This is a genomic window from Hirschia sp., assembly GCF_058892565.1.
This window is the reverse complement of the sequence record NZ_JBZXVU010000006.1, coordinates 32,135-54,157: the sequence shown is the minus strand read 5'-3', so window position 1 is coordinate 54,157 and position 22,023 is coordinate 32,135. Positions and strand designations below refer to the sequence as shown.

The 22,023-nt window shown below is 44.7% G+C and carries 21 protein-coding genes; 14 read left to right on the top strand and 7 right to left on the bottom strand.

Features of this window, described 5'->3' with window-relative positions:
• Positions 1-584: GTP cyclohydrolase I FolE (folE, locus tag AC5EF3_RS02525; RefSeq protein ID WP_493546899.1), on the bottom strand; the 584-nt coding region annotated here is incomplete at its 3' end.
• A gap of 435 nt (positions 585-1,019) precedes the next feature.
• On the opposite strand from folE, the gene cysS reads away from it, so the two are divergent.
• The 6 genes from cysS to AC5EF3_RS02495 all read left to right on the top strand — a co-directional run bounded on the left by cysS (position 1,020) and on the right by AC5EF3_RS02495 (position 6,574).
• Positions 1,020-2,405, top strand: coding sequence for a cysteine--tRNA ligase (gene cysS / locus AC5EF3_RS02520; protein ID WP_493546898.1), 1,386 nt, complete (start codon positions 1,020-1,022; stop codon positions 2,403-2,405).
• Between the two features lie 45 nt (positions 2,406-2,450).
• Entirely contained in the window at positions 2,451-3,419 is a 969-nt protein-coding gene (locus tag AC5EF3_RS02515) for an alpha/beta hydrolase family protein (protein WP_493546897.1), read from the top strand.
• Between the two features lie 63 nt (positions 3,420-3,482).
• The gene (locus AC5EF3_RS02510) at positions 3,483-4,442 is read left to right on the top strand and encodes an alpha/beta fold hydrolase (protein WP_493546896.1); all 960 of its coding nucleotides are present in this window, start codon (positions 3,483-3,485) and stop codon (positions 4,440-4,442) included.
• Positions 4,443-4,568: 126 nt separating this feature from the next.
• The gene (locus tag AC5EF3_RS02505) at positions 4,569-5,186 is read left to right on the top strand and encodes an exopolysaccharide biosynthesis protein (protein WP_041302289.1); all 618 of its coding nucleotides are present in this window, start codon (positions 4,569-4,571) and stop codon (positions 5,184-5,186) included.
• 43 nt (positions 5,187-5,229) lie between these two features.
• Positions 5,230-5,676, top strand: coding sequence for an iron-sulfur cluster assembly scaffold protein (locus tag AC5EF3_RS02500; RefSeq protein WP_493546895.1), 447 nt, complete (start codon positions 5,230-5,232; stop codon positions 5,674-5,676).
• 85 nt (positions 5,677-5,761) lie between these two features.
• On the top strand, positions 5,762-6,574 hold the full coding sequence (locus AC5EF3_RS02495; RefSeq protein WP_493546894.1) for a polysaccharide deacetylase family protein: 813 nt from the start codon (positions 5,762-5,764) through the stop codon (positions 6,572-6,574).
• A 38-nt stretch (positions 6,575-6,612) separates the two neighbouring features.
• Here AC5EF3_RS02495 and AC5EF3_RS02490 read toward each other — a convergent pair whose 3' ends face one another.
• The 3 genes from AC5EF3_RS02490 to AC5EF3_RS02480 all read right to left on the bottom strand — a co-directional run bounded on the left by AC5EF3_RS02490 (position 6,613) and on the right by AC5EF3_RS02480 (position 11,014).
• The gene (locus tag AC5EF3_RS02490) at positions 6,613-7,272 is read right to left on the bottom strand and encodes a pseudouridine synthase (RefSeq protein WP_015828202.1); all 660 of its coding nucleotides are present in this window, start codon (positions 7,270-7,272) and stop codon (positions 6,613-6,615) included.
• A gap of 58 nt (positions 7,273-7,330) precedes the next feature.
• Complete coding sequence (locus AC5EF3_RS02485) at positions 7,331-9,910, bottom strand: hybrid sensor histidine kinase/response regulator (RefSeq protein ID WP_493546893.1); 2,580 nt, start codon at positions 9,908-9,910, stop codon at positions 7,331-7,333.
• A 309-nt stretch (positions 9,911-10,219) separates the two neighbouring features.
• On the bottom strand, positions 10,220-11,014 hold the full coding sequence (locus AC5EF3_RS02480; protein ID WP_493546892.1) for a hypothetical protein: 795 nt from the start codon (positions 11,012-11,014) through the stop codon (positions 10,220-10,222).
• A gap of 93 nt (positions 11,015-11,107) precedes the next feature.
• Between AC5EF3_RS02480 and yidD the strand changes: the two genes are divergently transcribed.
• From yidD to AC5EF3_RS02460, 4 genes are all read left to right on the top strand, one after another.
• Positions 11,108-11,437, top strand: coding sequence for a membrane protein insertion efficiency factor YidD (yidD, locus tag AC5EF3_RS02475; RefSeq protein WP_493546891.1), 330 nt, complete (start codon positions 11,108-11,110; stop codon positions 11,435-11,437).
• A gap of 162 nt (positions 11,438-11,599) precedes the next feature.
• Complete coding sequence (thrS, locus tag AC5EF3_RS02470; protein WP_015828197.1) at positions 11,600-13,564, top strand: threonine--tRNA ligase; 1,965 nt, start codon at positions 11,600-11,602, stop codon at positions 13,562-13,564.
• A 110-nt stretch (positions 13,565-13,674) separates the two neighbouring features.
• Entirely contained in the window at positions 13,675-14,895 is a 1,221-nt protein-coding gene (locus tag AC5EF3_RS02465; RefSeq protein ID WP_493546890.1) for an O-antigen ligase family protein, read from the top strand.
• Positions 14,896-14,905: 10 nt separating this feature from the next.
• Complete coding sequence (locus AC5EF3_RS02460) at positions 14,906-15,907, top strand: glycosyltransferase family 2 protein (protein ID WP_015828195.1); 1,002 nt, start codon at positions 14,906-14,908, stop codon at positions 15,905-15,907.
• Positions 15,908-15,909: 2 nt separating this feature from the next.
• Here the strand turns inward: AC5EF3_RS02460 and AC5EF3_RS02455 are convergent, their stop codons facing one another.
• On the bottom strand, positions 15,910-17,838 hold the full coding sequence (locus AC5EF3_RS02455) for an ArnT family glycosyltransferase (protein ID WP_493546889.1): 1,929 nt from the start codon (positions 17,836-17,838) through the stop codon (positions 15,910-15,912).
• 222 nt (positions 17,839-18,060) lie between these two features.
• Here AC5EF3_RS02455 and AC5EF3_RS02450 point away from each other — a divergent pair, with 222 nt between their 5' ends.
• The 3 genes from AC5EF3_RS02450 (at position 18,061) to AC5EF3_RS02440 (ending at position 19,868) form a co-directional block, all read left to right on the top strand.
• Positions 18,061-18,822: a glycosyltransferase family 2 protein gene (locus tag AC5EF3_RS02450; RefSeq protein ID WP_493546888.1), complete on the top strand. Its 762-nt coding sequence runs from the start codon at positions 18,061-18,063 to the stop codon at positions 18,820-18,822.
• A 62-nt stretch (positions 18,823-18,884) separates the two neighbouring features.
• Entirely contained in the window at positions 18,885-19,478 is a 594-nt protein-coding gene (locus AC5EF3_RS02445) for a hypothetical protein (protein ID WP_049763142.1), read from the top strand.
• Between the two features lie 9 nt (positions 19,479-19,487).
• Positions 19,488-19,868 carry a hypothetical protein gene (locus AC5EF3_RS02440; protein WP_493546887.1) on the top strand — a complete coding sequence of 127 codons (381 nt, stop codon included), beginning with the start codon at positions 19,488-19,490 and terminating at the stop codon, positions 19,866-19,868.
• Position 19,869: 1 nt separating this feature from the next.
• Here AC5EF3_RS02440 and AC5EF3_RS02435 read toward each other — a convergent pair whose 3' ends face one another.
• Together AC5EF3_RS02435 and phaR are read right to left on the bottom strand one after the other, a co-directional pair.
• On the bottom strand, positions 19,870-20,202 hold the full coding sequence (locus AC5EF3_RS02435) for a hypothetical protein (protein ID WP_493546886.1): 333 nt from the start codon (positions 20,200-20,202) through the stop codon (positions 19,870-19,872).
• 94 nt (positions 20,203-20,296) lie between these two features.
• Positions 20,297-20,941, bottom strand: coding sequence for a polyhydroxyalkanoate synthesis repressor PhaR (phaR, locus tag AC5EF3_RS02430; protein ID WP_493546885.1), 645 nt, complete (start codon positions 20,939-20,941; stop codon positions 20,297-20,299).
• A gap of 303 nt (positions 20,942-21,244) precedes the next feature.
• Here phaR and phbB point away from each other — a divergent pair, with 303 nt between their 5' ends.
• A complete protein-coding gene (gene phbB, locus AC5EF3_RS02425) occupies positions 21,245-21,970 on the top strand; it encodes an acetoacetyl-CoA reductase (protein ID WP_015828188.1) in 726 nt (241 codons plus the stop codon).
• Positions 21,971-22,023: the final 53 nt, after the last annotated feature.

Sequence of the window (22,023 nt, the reverse complement as noted above, 5' to 3'; positions counted from 1 at the left end):
CGTAGATCTTTGTCTGTTTTGAATACACCCGTAAACTGAGTTGTAATCGTAGAGACATTCGGGTGGTGAACACCGCGTGTTGTCATGCATTGGTGAACAGCATCAATCATCACGGCCACACCAGCAGGTTTCAGGCTTTCTTCAATGGCTTCACAAATTTGCGACGTCATTGTTTCCTGTGTTTGCAGGCGTTTTGCGTATATCTCAACAACACGAGCTAGTTTGGATATGCCCACGACTGAATCTGTTGGCATATAGGCGACATAAGCTTTACCCATAAAAGGGGCCATGTGGTGTTCGCAGTGGCTTTCGACATCAATGTCGCGAAGCATTACAATGTCGTCATAGCCTTGCACGTCTTCAAATGTCCTTGATAGATATTTTACAGGGTCGTCGCGATAGCCTGAGAACCATTCTTCATAGGCTTTTACCACGCGTTTTGGCGTATCTAAAAGACCTTCACGTTCTGGATCATCACCAGCCCATGCAAGGAGCGTTTTTACAGCTTTTTCAGCTTCTTCGCGCGTAGGGCGCTTATCATTATTATCGCGCGTCACGGCACCATCTTTAACTATAGCGTCCATTTGAATGGACCTTTCATGTCTGAGGGACGAGGGTCGAGCCGGGGCTCAATTGGTCGCAATAAATATTGCATTCCAAAGCCCGGACTTAACGCCCGCCCGAATTTGATCCCCTCAGGGTGAGGCATAGAGATAGTGCGCGAGACAGGATTGTCAATTTTGTTCGCACGCGATTTGCCTGAAATCTGAGATGTAATGTCTTTAAATACGATTGAATGAGAGCCTCAGATCAGTATTTCGCAATTACTTTCCTGCGTTGCTGGGAAGGCAATGGCAAACGAGGTGATAAAATAGAATAGAGGAATAGGCTTTTTATGGGGTATTGAAGGCCACCATAGATCTTATTTAGGTTGTGGTCCGCTCTTAATGCGCTAGAAGGTGCAATTAAATGCACTCGATAAGAGGGCCGTTATTTTAATTCAATAGGAAATAGAACTCGTGGACATTAAACTTACAAACTCACTGACGCGCAAAAAAGAGGTGTTTATACCTCAAGATGAAGAGCGGGTGACAATGTATGTATGTGGTCCAACAGTTTATTCCTATGCGCATATTGGAAATTTCAGACCGCCCGTCGTGTTTGATATTCTCTATCGTTTATTGCGGTCTAAATATGGTGATGAAGCCGTATTGTATGCCAGCAATCTAACGGATGTTGATGATAAGATTATCAAAGCATCCAATGATAGCGGCGAACCCATTTCTGCAATCACCGAGAAATTCACAAAAGCATATTTAGAAGACTCAGCGGCTCTCAATATTCTTGAGCCGGATTTTCGCCCAACAGCAGTCGCGCACATCCCTCAAATGATTGAGATGATGAAAAAGCTCGAGCGCAAGAAATATGCGTATCGTACAGAATCTGGATTGTGGTTCCATGTGAAGTCTATGGAAGATTACGGCAAGCTGTCCGGTCGCAATCTTGAAGACATGCTTGCGGGTGCGCGTGTGGATGTCGAATCAGAGAAACGGGACCCTGCTGATTTCGCACTCTGGAAAGTTGCAAAGCCGGGTGAACCAGAAGACGCGATCTGGGATAGCCCTTGGGGAAGAGGGCGTCCGGGCTGGCATATTGAATGTTCAGCCATGATAGAAGCTGTGCTTGGCAAAACAATTGATATTCATGGCGGCGGTATTGATCTTCAATTCCCACACCATGAAAATGAGATCGCTCAATCTGAATGTGCGCATGGTGAAATCATGGCGCATTATTGGTTGCACAATGGATTTCTTGATATTGAATCAGAGAAAATGTCCAAAAGCATTGGTAATGTGAAAATTCCACATGAAATGCTCAAGGAAACACATGGCGAAGTGCTGCGCATGGCTTTGTTGTCTGCGCAATATCGTCAACCGCTTGATTGGACACAGGCTTTGTTAGATCAATGTAAAGCAACGCTTGATCGTGCATATGGTGCTCTGCGACGCGTCTGGGATTTTGCCGACATTGAATATGAAGATATTGCGGTCATTCATGCACTTTGCGATGATTTGAACACCCCTCAAGCATTGGCAGAGCTATCTCGAATTTCTGGTGAGGCAAACCGTGCTGCTGATGCAGGTGATCAGAAAGCAATGGCGCAAGCACGTGCTGATTTGATTTTTGCAGGCGATATGCTGGGGCTATTGCAGCTCACACCCGAAGAATGGGAAAAAGGCGATGATGGCGATGATGCCGCGCGCATAGATTTATTAGTCCAGGCGCGTCTGGATGCCAGAGCCAATAAGGACTGGGCTGAAGCTGATCGCATCCGCGATGAATTAGCAGCTGAGGGCATCGAGATTATGGATAATGCTGGTGGTTCTACTTGGCGCAGAGGGTGAGTCAGAGTAACCTGTCCGTGAATTAATTTTTCTCGGGGATACTGTATGACCTTCAAAAGCTTTAACGCCAAGCCATTGGTGACAATTGGCTTGGCAATGTCCTTGTTGCTTTTATCCGGCTGCTTCGACAAGGAAATTGACGAATCGGTTGTTTTTAAACCCAGAGAAATATCTGAAAAAAAGACAGACTTATCCCTAATGAAGTTGGAAGACGAATCCAGCCTTACTCAGCCATCATCCGAACAGCTTATTGATGCGCGTGGTTTTGCTGCGCATCTACCTGCGAGTTTGGAACATGGGTTTTGGGGCGAAGGTGACGATCGTCTTGCTTGGACATTGGTCAGCTCAGTTGCAAGTGCAGATAGTGCTGTCAAACGTCCGCTCGTTGTCAATTGTTTCGGTAACACGGGCGATAGGAAAAATAGCGGTGTTCGCACTACCAAGAAGAATTTTGCGTGGGGCGACGTATTATTATTTGACTACCCAGGGTATGGCGACTCACCCGGCACTGCGTCCACAGAAAGTATGCACAAAATGCACACTGTCGTCGCAGAAAATATAGATAAACTCGGTAGTGATCGCCCAATTATTTTATGGGGGCACTCCCTTGGAGGCTTTGTTTGTTCTGAAATAGCACGCGTCGCAAAAGAGCCTGATGCTATCGTTTTGGAAGCCACTGCGCTCAATGTTGAAGAAGTGGCAGAAGCCTGGAAGCCATGGTATTTGCCATTCGTTGGTCTCGATATCAAAGACAGTCTCAAAGATTACGATAACGCTAGAGCGCTTGCATATTTTAAAGGGCCGGTGATTGTTCTTGGTGCAAAAAAAGATGAAATGCTGCCTGTCGGGTTAGCTAGATCATTGAAAAAAGCGCTTAAACGCAGGGATGTAGACGTAACCTATCTTGAGTTTAAAAAAGCCGAGCATTCAACAATCACGGATCAATTTGATTTTTATAAACGCGTAAATCCATTGCTGTCAGACATCAAAGACCTAAAGCGTTCTGAGAATTGATGATCTAAAACCAAATCAATTGCGTAAACAATAAGTGACTTTAATCAGTGAGGTGTTTGCGCAATGAATTTCAAATTAAAACTCTTGGGTACAATACTCGCTGGGGCATTGGGCGGCGCAGGCTGCACTATATCAATGTCCGATGATAAGATCTTCAATCCTCCCAAGTGGAAAGAGAAGGCAAGTACTCAAGAAGAGCTGAAATTCGTTGATGAGGATTTATTGACTTCACAGTGGACAAAAGAATTAGAAGCGCCACTTGTTGAAGGACATTTACCTGCTGATATCAAGCACGGGTTTGTCGAGGTTGCAGACTATCGCATCGCTTACTCTGTTGTAAAATCATCAAAATCTGAAAGCGATAACAGTCGACCACTTATCCTGAGCTGTTATGGGTCTGCTGGTGATCGCCCGAATTTAGGTGTATATTATGCCAAAAAACTATTGCCTTGGGGCGACGTTTTCGAGTTCGATTACCCGGGATATGGTGACAGTACTGGCACGCCATCCGTAGATTCTGTAAAGGCAATTTCGTCGGATATTGTCTCACTTGCCAACCAATTAGCCGGAGACAGGCCGCTAATTTTCTGGGGGCATTCCCTTGGTGGTTTCATATGTCCTGAAATGGCGGCGCTTTCAGAAAAATTGGATGGATTCGTCTATGAAACTTCAGCTCTCAGCGCAGAAGAAGCAGCTAAGGAATGGAAGCCTTGGTTCTTGCGGATTTTCCCGTTTATAAAAATGGAACCATCAACCACACCACGAGACGGGGACAATGCTACTCCATTGAAAGGTAAGGATATTCCTGTATTGGTTCTAGCCGGTAGCAAAGATAAAGTGCTTCCAGCATGGCTATCTCGTTCACTCGCAGATGCACTAGAAAATCAAGGCAATGACACCACATATTTGGAATTTGAAAACGGGACACATATCAACATTCCATTGGAAGATGATTTTGCAGCCCGCGCAGGACCATTCTTTGATAAAATCCAAACTCAGTTTGAAGCAAAGAAACAAAATTGAAACAGAGCAATAGGCTTGAAGCAAAATAAAATTGCAGCCATTCTATTGAAATTCAGATACTCTTAGATTCCCTAGAGTGCTGTTTTTTCTAAAAGTCTGATGCTTATGCTCTCAAATTCTGGAATCATGACGAACGGGGTCGAGCAACGCCAGACCTTCGCCGCATTGTTGGAAAGAATAAAAGCCGGCACTGAAGGCGATAATGTTTCAGTGCGCCAATTGCTTGATGTCGTCGGACGTCGAGCATATGGGCCGGTTATTTTATTGCTGGGGTTTATTGCACTATCCCCATTGACAATCATTCCGGGTGCCAACTGGTTGGTTGCGACGGTGACTTGGATTATTGCTATCCAGATTGTGTTTGGACGCCATTATCCATGGGTGCCGAAGAAGGCGCTCAACACAACATTCCCGCGTAAATTTTTGATATCGGCTTTAGATGTCGGTATGCCTTGGGCAATTAAGGCAGATAAATTCACCAAGCCTCGATTTACGTTTTTAACCGAAGCACCTTTCATAAATATTGTTGCCATAGGGTGCGTGCTTGCTGCTTTAATCACATACCCGTTAGGCCTTATTCCGCTTGGTCCGATTTTGCCCAGCCTAGCCATTTTGATGATAGGCATTGGTTTGGCCGCGCGTGATGGCGTCTTTTTGTTTATTGCTGGCGGTGCTTTTCTTGGAAGTGTTCTGCTTATGCTGAAAGTCGCTGATAGATTGCTAAAATTCATTGGCTTAGGCTAAAGACCCTCTTGAAGAATTAATCACGGATAACGACCTAAAAGCTATGTTTGATGAAATTTATCATAATCGCGTATTGGAGCTGGCGGCGAATATCCCGAATGCGGAGCGTCTTGCAAATCCTGATGGAAGTGCGCGTAAGGTTTCCCGTGTGTGTGGTTCTGTTATTACGGCAGACGTGAATTTGGATAGTGAAGGCAAAATTACTGACATTGGTTTTGAGCCTGAGGCGTGTGTCCTCGGTCAGACTTCATGTTCGGTATTATCTGCGCATGCAAAAGGTAAGAATTTAGCGGATATTGTGGCAATTCGAGATGCGTTTAAAGCCATGCTTAAAGAGGGTGCACCGCCACCAGACGGCGATTTTTGGGAATTGCGCCACCTTGAAGGCGTACGTGACTATCCACAGAGACACACTTCCACACTTTTAGCTTTTGAAGCACTGATTGCAGCCATGGAAGCAGCAAATGAAAAGCAATCGGCCAACAGCTAGTCTATGTGGATCTTATGTTACGTGGTCCATAATTTGCAGCAAATTATATAAACCACACAATATAGTGTGGAGTGGAGGACGAGTCATGAAACAAGTTAAATTTACGGCCTGTATTTCGTTTGCAATGTTGCTAATTGGATGTGCAAGTATTGATGTTCAAGAAGCAGCCAACCCCAACACGACTAAAACTGTATGGCCCAATGGTGCAAAAGCTGCCATCGCGCTGACATATGATGATGCAGTCGACAGCCATTTAGATGTGGCATTGCCAGCTTTGGATGCAGCTGGACTTAAAGGAACATTCTACGTCACCCTTGATCGATATCCTTGGAACCACAGAACGAAAGAGTGGGTTGCTGCAGCTGATAATGGTCATGAACTTGGAAATCATACTTTCAATCATCCGTGTAAAGCTTCATTGCCTGGACGTGAGTGGGTAGATCCTAAAAAAGACTTGGATAAATACACAATCGCTCAAATGATTGCAGAAATTGAAAGTGTCAATGAAACGCTAAGCAAACTGGATGGCAAACAAGTTAGAAGTTTTGGGTATCCATGCAGTGAATCTGTGACATCTGATGGCAGTTATTACAATGCAATCAAGCCGCTATTTGTTGCTGCGCGTGGTGTTTATGATGTTCCCTATGTCGAAGGTGATATCTACAATATTCCAGCATATGGACCAGAAGGTGCGACAGGCGAGCAATTGATTGCTTATGTTAAATCCGTCGTTGCAAAAGGTGGTGCAGGGTCTTTGTTATTTCATGGCGTAGGCGCAGATCATTTGAAAGTATCTGCAGAAGCACATCAGGAATTGCTTGATTACCTTGTCGCGCATCAAGATGAAATCTGGGTGGATACTGTTGTAAACATTGGCCTTTATGTTTCAGGTCAGTGATGTGTCCTAGCTGTGGTCCTTTTCCAGAATGATAGATTCTAGAAGGGGACTGGGCTGGTAAAAGTAATTTTCTCACCGCCAATTGGATGATGCATGGTTATGCTATGCGCATGCAATTGCAGGCGGTCTGCTGCTTCGAATGCTTCATCATGTGCATAGATGCGATCAGCTAAAATTGGGTGCCCAATGTGTTGCATGTGCAGGCGTAATTGGTGAGTTCTGCCGGTTATTGGTGTGAGTTCTACCCGTGTTATGCCGTCTTTGCGCTCAATGACTTTCCATTTTGTTTGAGATGGCTTTCCCTTTTCATAGCAAATCATCTGCTTCGGGCGGTTGGGCCAGTCGCAAATTATAGGTTCGTCAATGAAGCCTTCATCATCTTCAATGTCACCCCATACGCGTGCGATATAAGTTTTGGACGTGTGGCGGCGTTCAAATTGAAGCCCTAAATGCCGCATCATGGCGTGTTCTCGTGCCATGACCCATACACCCGATGTTGCCATATCTAAACGATGAACTGTGCGGGCTTCGGGATAGACTGCTTGCGCCCGTGTTTCAAGGCAATCGGAATGTTCTGGTGGTTTACCCGGAACGCTTAATAAGCCCGATGGTTTATCCAGCACAAGAAATGCCTCATCTTCATAGATGACGACAATGGATGGATCTTTGGCTGGAGCATAAACGAAACTACGTGACATAGGCAGGGAAGTGCCACGATGAAGGAGGCGTGGCAAGAGTTGGGGTTAAGCGGGGCAGTTATTCGATGTTTAGGATTTTTACGAGGTCTTTTGCTTCAATTGGTTTGGTTAGAATGTCGTCAAATCCAGTTGCCCGGTATTCCTCTATCTGGTGCACCATAGCATTCGCGGTAAATGCTATATAGCGCGGGCTGGTTCTGCCTTGGCCTTCGTCTATTTTCCGCATTGCGTGCATAGTTTGAATGCCATCAATATCAGGCATTTGAATATCTATAAGAATGGTGTCAAATGTTTCTGTTTCATATGCGTTGATGGCTTGGCGTCCGCCTTCAAAAATGACGGGTTGAATGCCTAAAGAGGACAGTAGAATACTAATAACGCGGCGATTCATCGGGTGATCTTCCACCACCATGACGCGTAAAGGATTTTCTTCGGAGCTGATTTCTTGACTAATAATTTCAGCCGGCTGACTTTTCTGAGATGTTTGAACGTCCACTGGGACATAAAAACTAAAATTTGTACCGGAGCCGGGGATTGAGGTAACGGAAATTGCTCCGCCCATCGCATCTAGCAATTGTTTGCATATAGATAGGCCAAGACCTAAGCCGCCATATCGGCGTCTTTTTGTCATATCTACTTGTGCAAATGGATCAAAAATATTCTCCATCTGTTTTTCATCCATACCAATTCCGGTATCGCTGACTTCAAAATGTAGTTCGCACTGGGTGTCGACTTGATCTAACTGGGTGCACCAAGCGCGAAGGGTAATTTGGCCGTTTGGTGTGAATTTTATTGCGTTTGATATAAGATTAAACAGTATTTGGCGAATGCGTTTTTCGTCACCAAGTGTGACCAACTCATTCTGAAATTTTGAGTCAAGAATAAGTTCTAGCCCAGCTTCATGCGTGTTTTTTTGGAAAAAAGCATATGTAGAAGACAGCAATTCATTGGGTGAAAAAGCGTCTATTCTAATCGTGATATTGTCCCTATCAATTTGTGCAAAGTCGAGAATATCATCGAGAATATTCACCATATAAGCACCAGACTGCGCGATCAAAACCACAAGTTCATTTTGTTCTTTAGTGAGCGGAGTTTGTTCTAAGGCGCTGGTCAATCCTAAAACGCCACTCATGGGCGTGCGCACTTCATGGCTCATATTAGCTAAGAACCGTGACTTCACTTCGCTGAGCTTGCGTGCTTTGTCGCGTGATGCAATGGCAGCGCGGCGAGTGGCTAGCAGAAAAAAAGCAAATATAGCTGTCACAATAAGAAAGAAGCATATCAAACCCAAGAGCCAATAAAGTCTATGAATTGATTCTTTTTGTGATTTGTTTGCCCGCTCTAATAGGTCGGCTTCTAATGTGATGCGTTCTTTTTCGCTTTCAATAAGCCGCGTCTGGCGTTCAACATTTCGAGCAATTTGGTCCTGTTTTTCTGCGTATAAAGTGTTCAACGCTTCCCGCATTTTGTCGAAGGCATCATCATACTTACCTTCTGCCCGAAATAGCTTAGCCTCAATGGTGATAACTTCTGTTTTATTGTTGAAATTATCGCTAGAGATTCGAAGGTTCTTCATTTTCGGAAGATAGTCTCGCACGATATCTAGTCTATCTAGATCAAAAGCCGTTGCTATGAGGATATTCGTCCAATCGAATATCGCGACTTCGCTTTGCACAGGAAGAAACGGTTCGGCTTTGAGTGAGCAGTTCAGAGCAGCTTCTAAACGTTTTTTTGCAAGTTCGTCATTGCCTGCTTTTCTTTCATTACGCCCAGAAAACAGATTGATGTATGAACACAATTGATAGCTATAGTATTCTTGGAAAATATATTGGGGCGGATCGAGGTTTTGTAGTAATATATCGACAGCTTCCAAAGCTTGTTCATAAGCTCCATGAGAAAGAAGAAGGCTCGTGACCATATTGAGCACTGAAAAGCGTTCAACTAGCAGATCGCTCTTACCCGCGAGTTCATATTGTTGAATGGCATCTTTCAGAATTGATTCAGGGTCATGCGAGAAGTGGAATATGAGCGTTTTAGCTTTAAGGATATCAATTTTTACCACAGGATCGATGTCGGCGATTTCGCTTTGTGCAATGACTTCTGTGAGTGTACTGGCCGAATTGTCAGCACTTAAATTGTAATCGTAGATATTCGCCTTGGCGATTTCAATTCTAAGCTTGTCTGAAATGTCTAGGTCTTCGGTTTTCAAAAGTGCGTTAATTTGAAGAATACCTTCATCTATTTCGCTGTTGCCGATCGTCTCTTTCACAACATCCATTGCTTTTATAAAAACAGAGTGATCCGAATAGGGTTGCAAATTATCCAATTTTTGGATCATTGCTTTGGCGCGATCATATTCTTCGGTGACTGTTGGCGCGTAAGCTGCTGAGTTGAACGCTTGAGACTTCCAATATCTCATTTGGGTATTGATATCTTTTTTGACCAGCTCTGTTTCAAATTTTGCTTTTTGCGAGAAATAAGAAGCGTCATTTTCATCAATAACAGTTCGCATAAATGCGAGCGTTTTATCAGGCCAGTCAGTCTGTGTTTCTTCATCCGCATGAGACAGCGTTAAGGCTGATATCAGTGCTGAAAACAAAACGAATGATACTGATAAAATACTGGTTTTAATAGACATTCTAATCCAACCGGAGAGAGTGTTCTGATGAAGCATTTGGCAACTTTCCGGAAGAGTATTTTTTTAGCGGCCCTTTAAAGATTAGTGCAGCGCGTTTTTGTATTTTAAATATGAATGACGAAATATTTGACGTTTCAGGAGATGTTTTTCTCGCCTTCAAAAAGATGGGTGATTTTAAAAGTAACGCATGGTCTTTGTCGTCTCTGAGCAGGAAAGATGGTGTCGCGCGTAAAGTATCTTTTTGTAAAGGTCGTTTTTGACATAATTCTAAACTTAGCATTGTTTGCGTTGCAACCTTACAAGAGGGGACTAATGGCCGCCAAATTCAGCATTTATGGCCATCATTTCGATTATGCTTTGAACATCGTCTTGTGTGATGTCTTGCGATTCTCCATAGCCGATAATGGGGGTTGGTCCCACACCATCTTGACGAATGACTTCATCATAGAGCACCCAAGCACGTGTCGCTTTTGCGTCCGCACATGTAAGCTCCAACCACAAATCCTCACCATTTCGATCGGGATTGTCTGAATTATCAATGTCTGAGACACCATGTAATCCAGCCTCGTCGATCTCATATTCCTTGCCTTCAAACTCGACGATGGCAAAACCTTCTCCTAGGTAACGAAGATAAGAGAGTTGGTCTCCTGTTTTTAGTGAAAGCTTCTTTGGCCGATATGCCAATTCATTGTCAGGGTGTTCGATCGTCGTGTCTTGAGTGATCGTTATGTTAAAAATTTTGGTTGCAACTTGGAAGTTGAGATTATCTGCTTGGCTACGGGGTATGTTCCATTGCTGATATGTTGCGTATTGAGGAACAGGGCATTTGACGTTTGCGGGTGTTAGCGGGTGCATGCGCGAATGCGCTTCAAGCACGATATTTTCTTCCAAAATGGAAAAACCAGCTGGATATTCTCCAGGCCATCCACCAGTTACTGCCCATCCTGTTGCATAGTAATCTGATAGTTTTGCATCTTGTTCTGATAATGTCTCAGAAGATACATCTTCAATAGTGGTTTCAGTTGCGGTGTCTTCTGATACAGTCTTTGTTGTTGCACAAGCAGCGGCAAGACAAGCTGTTAGAGCGATTGCAAAATAGCGCATGATTTGTGAAACCTTCCTTGGTTGTCTGAACTTTCGTTGCAGCCGGACGATGAGTCAATAATGAGAAGAGCTTGTGTTGAAAAAGTTTGATATATGAAACAAGCACCTGAAACACGATCAGAATATGCGCCGATAATGAGAATTCTGCTTCGAACCTATAAGGCGTCGTTTTCAGTGGTGTTTCAAGCGTGTGGTATTCATTGCCGACATTACCCCACTTGCTCAGAATACTGTGCGCAGGCATGCAGTCGATATGGGATCTGGGCGGGTAGTTGGATGGGGTTAGCTCGGTTTTGTCGATGTAGACCAGGCGGAACCAGAGGTGAAGACCAGATGCCTTTGCAATTGAGGCGCGGTGCCTCATGGTTAAGGCCTTGGCTATATGGGCAATGGGGCGCTAAGCGGTTTGATGAAGGCGGGTAGGGCGTGAGCATCGCGCTACGCCAGAGTGGTGATTAACCTAAAAATTGAAAAACCACAGAAAATACCATTGCGGGGGTTCAATCTGCGCGAATTTGTTCTAGGAATGCATTCGCAGTGGATAGTGCCGCTGTTTATAATTGTTTGCCACCTGAAGAAATACCCATGATCAAGATTACTTTGCCTGACGGTTCTATGCGTGAAATTGCAGCCGGTTCATCCCCGCGTGATGTAGCCGAGAGCATTTCCAAGTCCCTCTCAAAGCGGTCTATCGTGGCAACGGTAAACGGTGAATTATGGGATATGGAACGTCCTCTTGAGGGTGACAGCCAAGTTGCGTTGCACTCCAAGGATGATCCACAAGGTCTTGAGATTATACGCCATGATGCAGCGCACATTTTAGCACAAGCTGTTCAAAAGCTATTCCCGGGCACACAGGTCACTATCGGTCCAGTCATTGATGATGGTTTCTATTATGATTTTGCGCGTAAAGAAGCTTTTTCAACAGATGACTTTGAAAAGATAGAAAAAGAGATGAACCGCGTTATTGATGCGGATTATCCAATTGTTCGTGAAGTTTGGAATCGTGACGAAGCGATCAAAATGTTCAAGGACATTGGTGAAGACTATAAAGCTGAGTTGATCTCTGACCTTCCTGTTGATGAAACAATTACTGTCTATCGTCAGGGCGATTGGTTTGACCTGTGTAAAGGCCCACACCTACCATCAACTGGTAAATTGCCTAAAGCCTTCAAGCTAATGAAGCTTGCCGGTGCTTATTGGCGTGGTGACAGCAATAATGCGCAGCTTCAGCGTATGTATGGAACAGCATGGAGCAATGAAAAAGATCTCAAGGCTTATCTTGTGCGCCTTGAAGAAGCTGAGAAGCGTGACCACCGTAAGCTTGGTAATCAGTTGGATTTGTTTCATCTTCAATCTGAAGCTCAAGGTTCTGTATTCTGGCACCCAAATGGCTTTATGATTTGGCGTCAGCTGGAAGCATATATTCGTCGTCGTCAGGATGATGATGGTTATGTCGAAGTCAAAACACCTCAACTTCTCAACTCTGTTTTCTGGGAACAATCCGGCCACTGGTCTAAATTCCGTGAAAACATGTTTGTCGTGCCGGATGAAATACCTTCTGTCGAAGAGGAAGGTCCAGTGCTTTCGGGCGAGGGAGAGTTGATGGCGCTTAAGCCCATGAACTGTCCTGCACATGTTCAGATTTTTAAGCAGGGGACACGTTCATATCGTGATCTCCCTTTGCGTATGGCTGAATTTGGTTGCTGTCACCGGAATGAACCTCACGGTGCATTGCATGGCATTATGCGTGTACGTCAGATGACACAGGATGATGCGCACATATTTTGTCGTGAAGACCAAGTCGCAAATGAAACACTGCGTTTTTTGAATTTGTTCAAGCGCGTTTATGGTGATTTCGGCTTAGATCAGATCAGTTATAAACTTGCAACGCGCCCTGAACAGCGCGCTGGAAATGATGAAACTTGGGATCAGGCCGAGGGCGCACTTGCGACTGCATTGAATGAAGCTGGCCTTGAGTTTGACTATGCTGAGGGTGAAGGGGCGTTTTACGGCCCTAAACTGGAGTTCCACTTAACAGACGCTATCGGGCGGACTTGGCAGTGCGGAACACTTCAGCTTGATTATGTGTTGCCAGAGCGTTTGGATGCAACCTATGTCGGTGAAGATGGCGAAAAGCACCGCCCCGTGATGCTGCACCGTGCTGTGTTTGGGACTTTTGAGCGCTTTATGGGGATACTAATTGAGAATTATGCAGGTGCATTTCCTATGTGGTTGGCACCCACTCAAGTTGCCATTGCCACAATTACACCAAAAGCGGATGCGTATGCTGAAAAAGTGGCAGCTCGACTTCGCGCAAAAGGTATTCGCGTAGAGTTGGATCTGCGACATGAAAAGATCAATTATAAAGTACGTGAACACTCACACATGAAGGTTCCAGTTATCGCTGTTATCGGGATGAATGAAGCAGAAGAAGAGAAATTGGCGTTGAGAAGATTTGGTGCTGGTAATGCGCGTCCCGAGATTTTATCTCTTGATGAAGCCTGCCAACTGCTTTCTGTTGAAGCATTAGCACCTGATTTGAGATAGCCTTGAATCCTAAGCTTGTCTTTATGATGAGTTTAGGTTTTTAGTTTGGCGTGTTCGGGGGTGTATCCGAGTTTTTTTGATTCGGCATACTGATTAGTAAAGTGAAATAGATGTCGGCCATTCCTTGGTTTTTCGCGACAATAATCTGGTTACCTATCGCTTTTGCTGGAGCCTTGGGCTTTGTGCCCCTTGTTGGTATACTTGGAATATCGGCATTATTTTTTCAAAAAAACATTCAGTTTCGTCCTTATATGGGAGTGTTTATCGTTGCATTGGTCTACGCCGCCTGCACGTCGATATGGTCGCCATATACAACGCCCTTAGTTGAATTTGACTTTAGTAAAGGTGATTTTCACGTAAAATCTGCAGTCCTTCGAGTCGCTTTGATTACGCTATTTGGTGGAATTGCGCTCGCAGGCGCGCAGAAAGTATCCAAAGCGAAATCTAAATTGGTTGTAGAGGTTTTCTCGGTCATTATCTTATTGCAAGCGATAAGTTTGGTTATTATCAACTACTTCTACTCCGACGTTTATAATTTCTTTGAGCCACTCATTACAGACCAAACTTCCGCCACTTTGAATTTGAGCCGGAATGTTTCAGCCTTTGGGATTGGTGCGACCTTATTGATCGCAATATTTCGACATGTAGATAATACCCCAAAATTGCGGGATTTACTTTTATCAACAGGGTTTGCGCTATTTTCGGCATATTATTGTCAGTCACTGAGTGCTAGTGCAGCAGCTTCTGCAATACTTCTTGCGTGGGCTTTTATGTTCTTGCCGGGAATTTTTGGAAAATATACCTTTCGCATACTAGGCTGCGCCACTGCGGGGTTCATTGTATTGTCACCAATTGTCTTTAGCGGTTTTATTGAGGTGCTTGGAGACCGAAAAGAAACGCTTGAAGCATCTTATTTGTGGCGCATTGAAATTTGGACTGAAGTGCTTCGGCACATGTCAGAAAAGCCATTTTGGGGTCAAGGCCTAGACGCATTGCGGACGTATGATGCCGTTTTTGAAGACGGAATTTGGGAAGGACAAAGGATTATTCCGCTACATGCACACAATATGTTTTTGCATATTTGGATTGAAACAGGATATGTTGGTGTATGGTTAACAGCTTTAAGTGTTTTATTAATGGGGAATAGGTTACCTGCTCCTGCGGATTTAGGACCGAAGGCTGCTGCCGCGATTTGTGGTTTATGGGCTGCATGCCTGATCATTTGTAATTTTTCTTTCAGTCTCTGGAATGACTGGTGGTGGGCATTGATTGTAGTTGTTATTGGATTTGTATCATTAATTCACAATGCGTGGAGTGATGAAGTAGCGTAATGGGTGGGATATGAGAAATTCTTTGAAGACAGCTTCGATCTGGAAATTGGTCAATCAATCTCTGGAAGATTTGCCAACTGTATCAGCTGTCGTTGTAACCTATAATACAGGCCCTGAATTACGCGATTGTTTAGAAGCGCTTCTTACTGATCCACAAATTGATGAGATAATAGTTGTAAACAACGGTAACAAACCGCGTGATTTAGGTTTCTTGAATCGGCTAGCAGATAGACATAGAAACCGCCTACAACTCATATCTGGGCATGGAAATATCGGTTTTGCGCGTGGCTCTAATCTCGGAGCAAAATACGCACATGGCGACCGTTTGTTGTTTTTAAATCCAGATGCAATTTTGAGACGTGGATCTGTCGCAGCCCTTGAAGAAGCAGCTATTGACAGGCCTGAGCCTTGGATTGTCGGTGGCCGTATTTTTGATATTAAAGGTAGAGAGCAACGCGGTGGTCGTCGCCGGATGCTGCGCCTTACATCTGCACTTGTAACCTATACCGGCTTAGGATTATTCGAGCGATTACATCCAATTTTCGCGGACGTGAATAGGTTTAAAGAAGCACCGCCTACGGGGCCAGTCGAGATGCCTGTTGTATCTGGTGCATTAATGTATTTGTCCCGCTCTGGATTTGATCAGCTGGGCGGATTTGATGAAGACTATTTCCTACACGTGGAAGACATTGATATTTGTCGACGTGCGCAAGAGACTGAAAATGGCGGCGTTTACTACACACCGCTGGCGGGAGCGCTGCATCATGGCAGTACAAGCGATGCGCCAAGCTTTCGTGTTGATTGGGAAAAAGCATGGGGCCTTGGGCTTTATTTTAGAAAATTTGCAAAAGCTTACCCAGAGCGCATTCTCGCATGTTTGTTGATTCCCTTATTCGCAATATTGCTGATCGGGCGCAGTGTGGGTCGTTCAACATTTGGTCGTGCCAAACGGCAATTCACGTCTCGGCGTGCCAAAGTGGTGATTGAGGCACGCGCCAACGCAAACGCTTAGTGTTAAGGCGTTGTGTCTAGACCCAGTTTTTCTTCAATTAAATCACCCAAAGGTGAGCCGTTACAGCTGTTTGGCTCAATCGCAATGGCGATTAGCTCGGATGCATCATTGTTAGAATAATTTTTCACAAATTTTCGAGATAGTTTTGCACAACGTTCTGCTTCTGCGGCGTTCGCGATTAGCTGTTTTAGCGCAATTTTTCCATCTGGTTTCCCAATATTGATAATCCAAACTGGCCGCGCTTCTTCTTCAATGGTTGGCAAAATTGTATCTTCTTTGTGTAGAAGTTGAATTTTTCCGTTGAGTGAAAAGACAAAACTTGGTTCAGCATATGTTATGGCGCGAACAGTTTTGGGTGGCGAAATGTCTTGGCATTGTGTTGCTTTTTTGCGGGCTGCCGTATTTTCAGGAAAGCCACAAATATCTTCCAGCGTTGCCATAGCAGCATCTGTTGCAATCACCCATGTTTGATTGGGCAGAATGACTGTACGCAGACTGACGCCAGCCACGATAGAGCAGGCGATTATTGCCAGTAATGCAGCATCAAATTTTCGCATTATAAAGAAAACGCTTGCTGCGAGTACTGTTAGAATCGTGAGGACAAAAGGCCAGACAGGCGCACCAGCAGCTTGCCAATCACTATTCCAAATATTGAGGACGCGTAGAGCATCGGGTCCAAAGTCTTCAGCTGCTTCTATACGAAGAGCTTCAAGCCCCCAAGGCGAGAGTATCGCAATCACGAGAATTGAGCCTAGCCCAAACAGAGCCAGCGACAACCAGCGGCTCCATGCAGGGGGAGCTTCTTTTTGATTTGTAAGCATATAGTCAAGCGCGACACCTGCCATAATTGCCAATGCTGGATAAGTTGGCATGGGGTAGTGTGCTAATTTCGTCGGCATGGCCTCAAACACAATCCATGTCGGAACAGCCCATGCCAACACAAATTTCCAGCCGGAAAATGGCGTTGGTTTATTCTTCTTGGCTGGCTTTGTTTTAAATGCTTGAGAGACTGCTAGCGCTAATCCAGGAATGAGAAATAGAATGGATGGCCACATCATAAAGGGTAATAGTGAAAGGTGCGTGCCGGGAGGTGCGCTGTGTCCTTCTGCGCCGCTTACCAGTTTGGGGCCGAGGTCTACCGAGACGCTTTCAAAAAGAAAAACACCATCTGTTGCAATTTGAACGGCGATAAACCAAGGCACAGACATCCATATGAATAAGATCGGTCCCGGCCAGAATAGAAGTGGCTTTAGCCAGTTATATCGATTTTCCCACAGGGCAAGGCCTGCAATCGCCAAACCGACAACCATTGGCGCAACGGGGCCCTTAATCAAAACGCCCCAAGCCAGCGCAAACCAGAATACGACAGAAAGAACTCTGTTGCCAGTTGTATATGTTTTTGTTGCACTTTTTAGAGCATTGATTTTTGCATCTTCTCTTGCTCGCAATTGGGCTAGGCAGGCCATAGCAAGACATATGAAACCCACCATAGCTGCATCTGTTTTTGCGATATGCGCTTCAGAAGATAGCAGGAGGGTTGAGCCTAGTAAGACGCTCGATAACAAGGCTGAACGACGAGAAAATAGTGTCGATGCCGCCCAGAAGGTGGCGCAGGCAGCTAAAAGTGCGCCAAGGAATGATGGGACTCTGAACGCCCATATTTGGCGATCATCAACATCTGACAAACTTGCTACGCTAGCCGCTTGTAGCCAATGAATGCCAACTGGCTTTTTGTTTCTCAGTCCATCGTGGAAGCGAATAACAACATAGTCGCCAGTTTCCAACATTTGTGATGAAGCTTGCGTAAATCGCGCTTCATCTCTGTCCATAACTGGCATTGAGAACATGCCTGGCATTGAAAGTGTCGCCATCAATAAAGAAATCAATATGTAGGGGCGGATCCCCTTGGTGAGCATATCGAGATTTAGCATCGGCATATCCTGATTGTTCAGTTTATTATCTCAGTTTTCAAAACATATGTTTTGTCTTTGGGTTGTCTTTGATCATGCTCTGGCGATTGGCGCTATAGAAAATTACAATCTTATCATTGCATGTTTTTTATTTTTGATGACTAGGCAAAGACGGCTAAACACGTTTTAAGGCTGTTTGGGGCTTATGTATTGTGATCACATCATTAGGAAAAGGCGATAGAGTTGTCTGAAATTATCCAAGATATAAGCAAGGAATTGAGTGCTCTGGAAATTTCCGTTGTTATTCCCGTTCATAATGAGTCTGGGAATGTAGGCTCACTTGTCGCTGATATTGCTACTGCATTGGACGGTAGAGCCTATGAAATGATATTGGTGGATGATGCATCTACTGATGACACACGGGCGCGCTTGGTAGCTTTAAAACCAAATTTTCCAGCTTTGCGGGTTCTTGGGCACAGAAATAATGCGGGGCAAAGCCGTGCCATACGTACGGGTGTTTTGGCAGCGAAAGCACCAATCATTGCAACACTTGACGGTGATGGCCAGAATCCGCCTCTAGATATTCCTGCACTTGTTTCGAAATTGATCCGCGCGGATGCGCCAAGTAATCTTGCTCTTGTTCAAGGCGTGCGGGCGAAACGTCAGGATTCATCTTGGAAAAAAATAGGCTCCAGATTGGCGAATGCGGTTCGACAAAAACTTCTCAAAGACAATCACAGCGATTCAGGATGTGGGGCGAAAGCTTTCAAAAAGGAAGCATATTTAATGTTACCTTACTTTGATCATATGCATCGCTATATGCCAGCTTTAATGAAAGCTGAAGGCTATGAAGTCGAAGCTGTTCCCGTTAGTCATAAACATCGTGAGTTTGGAACATCAAAATATACCAATTTGGGACGTTTGGCTGCCGCATGGACAGATTTGCGTGGTGTGCTTTGGTTGCGCAAGCGTCGGCGCCATCCGGGCGGTGCAGATGAATTATAAAAGTGCTTTTGCCATTTGACGTAACATACAAGATTGTATGAAATGGGGGTGAGGGCTTTTAAATGTTTGATTTTTTAGCTACGGCTGCAGCAGGACGTTTGGACGATAAAGCGACTAAGTCGAAGACATCATCTAGACGAAGAGACAAACCATCAGATCGGGGACAAGGCATGCGCGCACTATTTGGAATTTTTCCGCTGCTTTCAATTCCAATAATTATTTATAACTTGTTGGCATTTTCGCGAAGCCCAGATGATCCAGATGCCGTGATTGTTGAAGGTGCTGCTGTTGCCTTAAGCGATGTGCCGCATATGCATGCTTTCTTGAATGCGCCGATATGGAAAATCCCAATGGTATCGGATGGTGCTTTTTGGGCGGTATCGCGTGGTGATATATTGTTGATCCTTGGGCTCACTTTTTTGTTTGCGGAAGTCCTCAAATCAACAAGCACAGGCGCAGCAACAATTTTCAATCACGCTGTATCCATGTTGTTGTTTATTTTTGCACTGGTTGAGTTTTTGCTTTTTAAAAACTTTGCAACATCAGTCTTTTTTATCTTGTCGCTAATGTGTTTATTGGATGTGCTGGCCGGTGTGGTCGTAACTATTGTATCAGCCCGACGCGACTTCGCGGTCGGAGAGGGCTTTGGAAAGTAGAGTAAAAGAGTGGCGCTTTTTTTTGATTATGACTGGTTTGATGACCGTCTGAAATCTCTTGGTCTCACTAGAGACTCACTGGCAAGAAACTCGGGAATGACCATTGATGAAGTCGATATGATCTTCGACGATCGACGCGCTATAAGTGTTTCTGAGATACATTCTTTTGCTGATACATTATCGATAAATCCGGAAATCGTCGCAAAATATTGCGGCGTAGGTGATCTCGCGCTTGAAACAAGAATCGAAGAAAATGTAAGTGGTGTAAATACTTCGGGCGGGGAAGGTGGCGCTGTTACGCGAGAGATGATTATGGGCGTGCATGAACGCATTGATCGCTTAGAAACTTTGCTGGAAATGATTCTCACAAAGCTTGAGGCGCGTGGCTAATTTACGCTGTGCGCGTGTGTAGTGGACGTAGATAAGGGTTTACCACCTTATCATAAGCACGATTGGCATTTATAGCATTGCCTCTCGTTTGCGTATCATCAGTGTGCTGGCCAATAATGTGCGCTGCAAATACTGGGCTAATCCATTGGTTGTCTAAATTGGATGTGTGCGCTTGATGGTTGGAATGTCTAGCGCGTTCTTGAGACTGTCTTGTCGTGGACGCACCACGGCGATCACCTAGACGGCGGCCCGAATTAACACTGCGGCGTTCGATCTTGTTATCAGATGCGCGCCGGTTAAGTGTTTGGCATGGTGTGGTCGGTGTGATTCTCATACACACACTCTAGCAAGAAGCCTGCCATCTGTTTAGATCTCGTTAATTGTATTGCACAACTGACCTGTTCAGTATCGGATTTTTTGCAATCTAATTAATTGCCTTTTGAGAGCTGTTCCAACTTTTGTTGCATATCCGCCATTTGTTGCTGCAGTGCACTCAATGCTTCATTCGTGGCGTTAGATGAATTTTGTGATTCTGAACTTTCCGATTTGGATTGGGGTTTTTTCTCTTCCTCAGGAGGTTTTTCTTGCTTGGCAGGTTGCGCTGCAGCAGGCGCAGTAAACATCCGCATTGTGTCTTCAAACAAAGAAATATTGTGTCTGATCTGCGCTTCAAAAGCTGAACCACCATTGGAATAGGAGGCTGATTTCTCCAATTGCTCACGCCATTTTTCTTGCTGGCTGAGGAAAGTATTCATGGATAATTCGAGATAGGACGGTAGAACAGATTGTATGCTTTCGCCATAAAGTTGAATGACTTGGCGCAAAAAACTGATCGGCAGCACACCTTCTTCACGGTTCTCTTGCTCGAAAATTATTTGCGTAAGGACTGAGCGGGTCAAATCTTCTCCGCTTTTAGCATCCTGCACAATAAAATCTTTTTTCTCACGAACAAGGCGCGCTAAATGATCGAGTGTGACATAGGCACTAGCATTAGTATCGTAGAGACGACGGTTTGCATATTTCTTGATAATGATTTTATCAACTGAGCCAGCTGTCCCATTGGACGTCGTCATAGTTTTCTCTTCCAACAATATTTAGGCATGCCCATCTTTATGATTCGCGATGAGGCATGGATGTTTATCGTATAGGCTTACTATTGCTTTGCACAAATTACAAACGGTGCAGCATAGAAGGGCCTATACTTACTTAATTTAACATACGACTAAAGATAAAACTTGTGTTGCAGTGCAGCATAGTTTTAAATGCCCGCATTGACCAGTGAAAAATTGGGCTTGGAAATATCAGCTTCGCAAAAGATGAAGCCCAAGATCCCAAAACTGGAAGATAATAAAACGCCAATTACGGGAGAGGCGAAAATGGATAAGATTGCATTGGTAACGGGAGGTACGCGCGGAATTGGGCGCGCGATATCAGAGGCTTTAGTAAAAGACGGCTTTAAAGTCGCGGCCAATTACGCGGGGAATGATGAGGCTGCACGCCAGTGCGCAGAAGAATTGGGAATTTCAGTCTTCAAATTTGATGTAGGCGACTTTGATGCGTGTCAGGCCGGTGTCAAAGCGATTGAAGCTGAAATGGGAATTATTGATGTTCTCGTAAACAATGCCGGCATTACACGTGATGCTATGCTTCACAAAATGACCCGTGAACAATGGGATGATGTAATCCGCGTGGATTTGACCTCTGCTTTCAATTTATCTCAAGCTGTTATCAATGGGATGAGAGACAAAGGCTGGGGGCGTATCGTCAATATCTCTTCTATCAATGGTCAAAAGGGGCAGATGGGGCAAACAAACTATTCAGCTGCTAAAGCGGGTTTGATCGGCTTTTCTAAAGCTCTGGCACAGGAAACGGCAAGAAAGGGAATCACCGTAAACACGGTATGTCCCGGCTATACGGACACCGATATGGTGGCTGCTGTACCTGAAAAAGTGTTGGAAAGCATTGTTTCTTCGATTCCCGTTGGGCGCCTTGGGAAGTCCTCGGAAATTGCTGCATGTGTGTCATTTTTATCATCAGACGGCGCAGCTTTCATCACAGGTGCAACGTTGGCGGCCAATGGTGGCCAATATATTCCTACATAAAATCAGTCATTAAGCTCTGAAAAGCCCATAAATTTTGGGTTAACGAGTTCAAG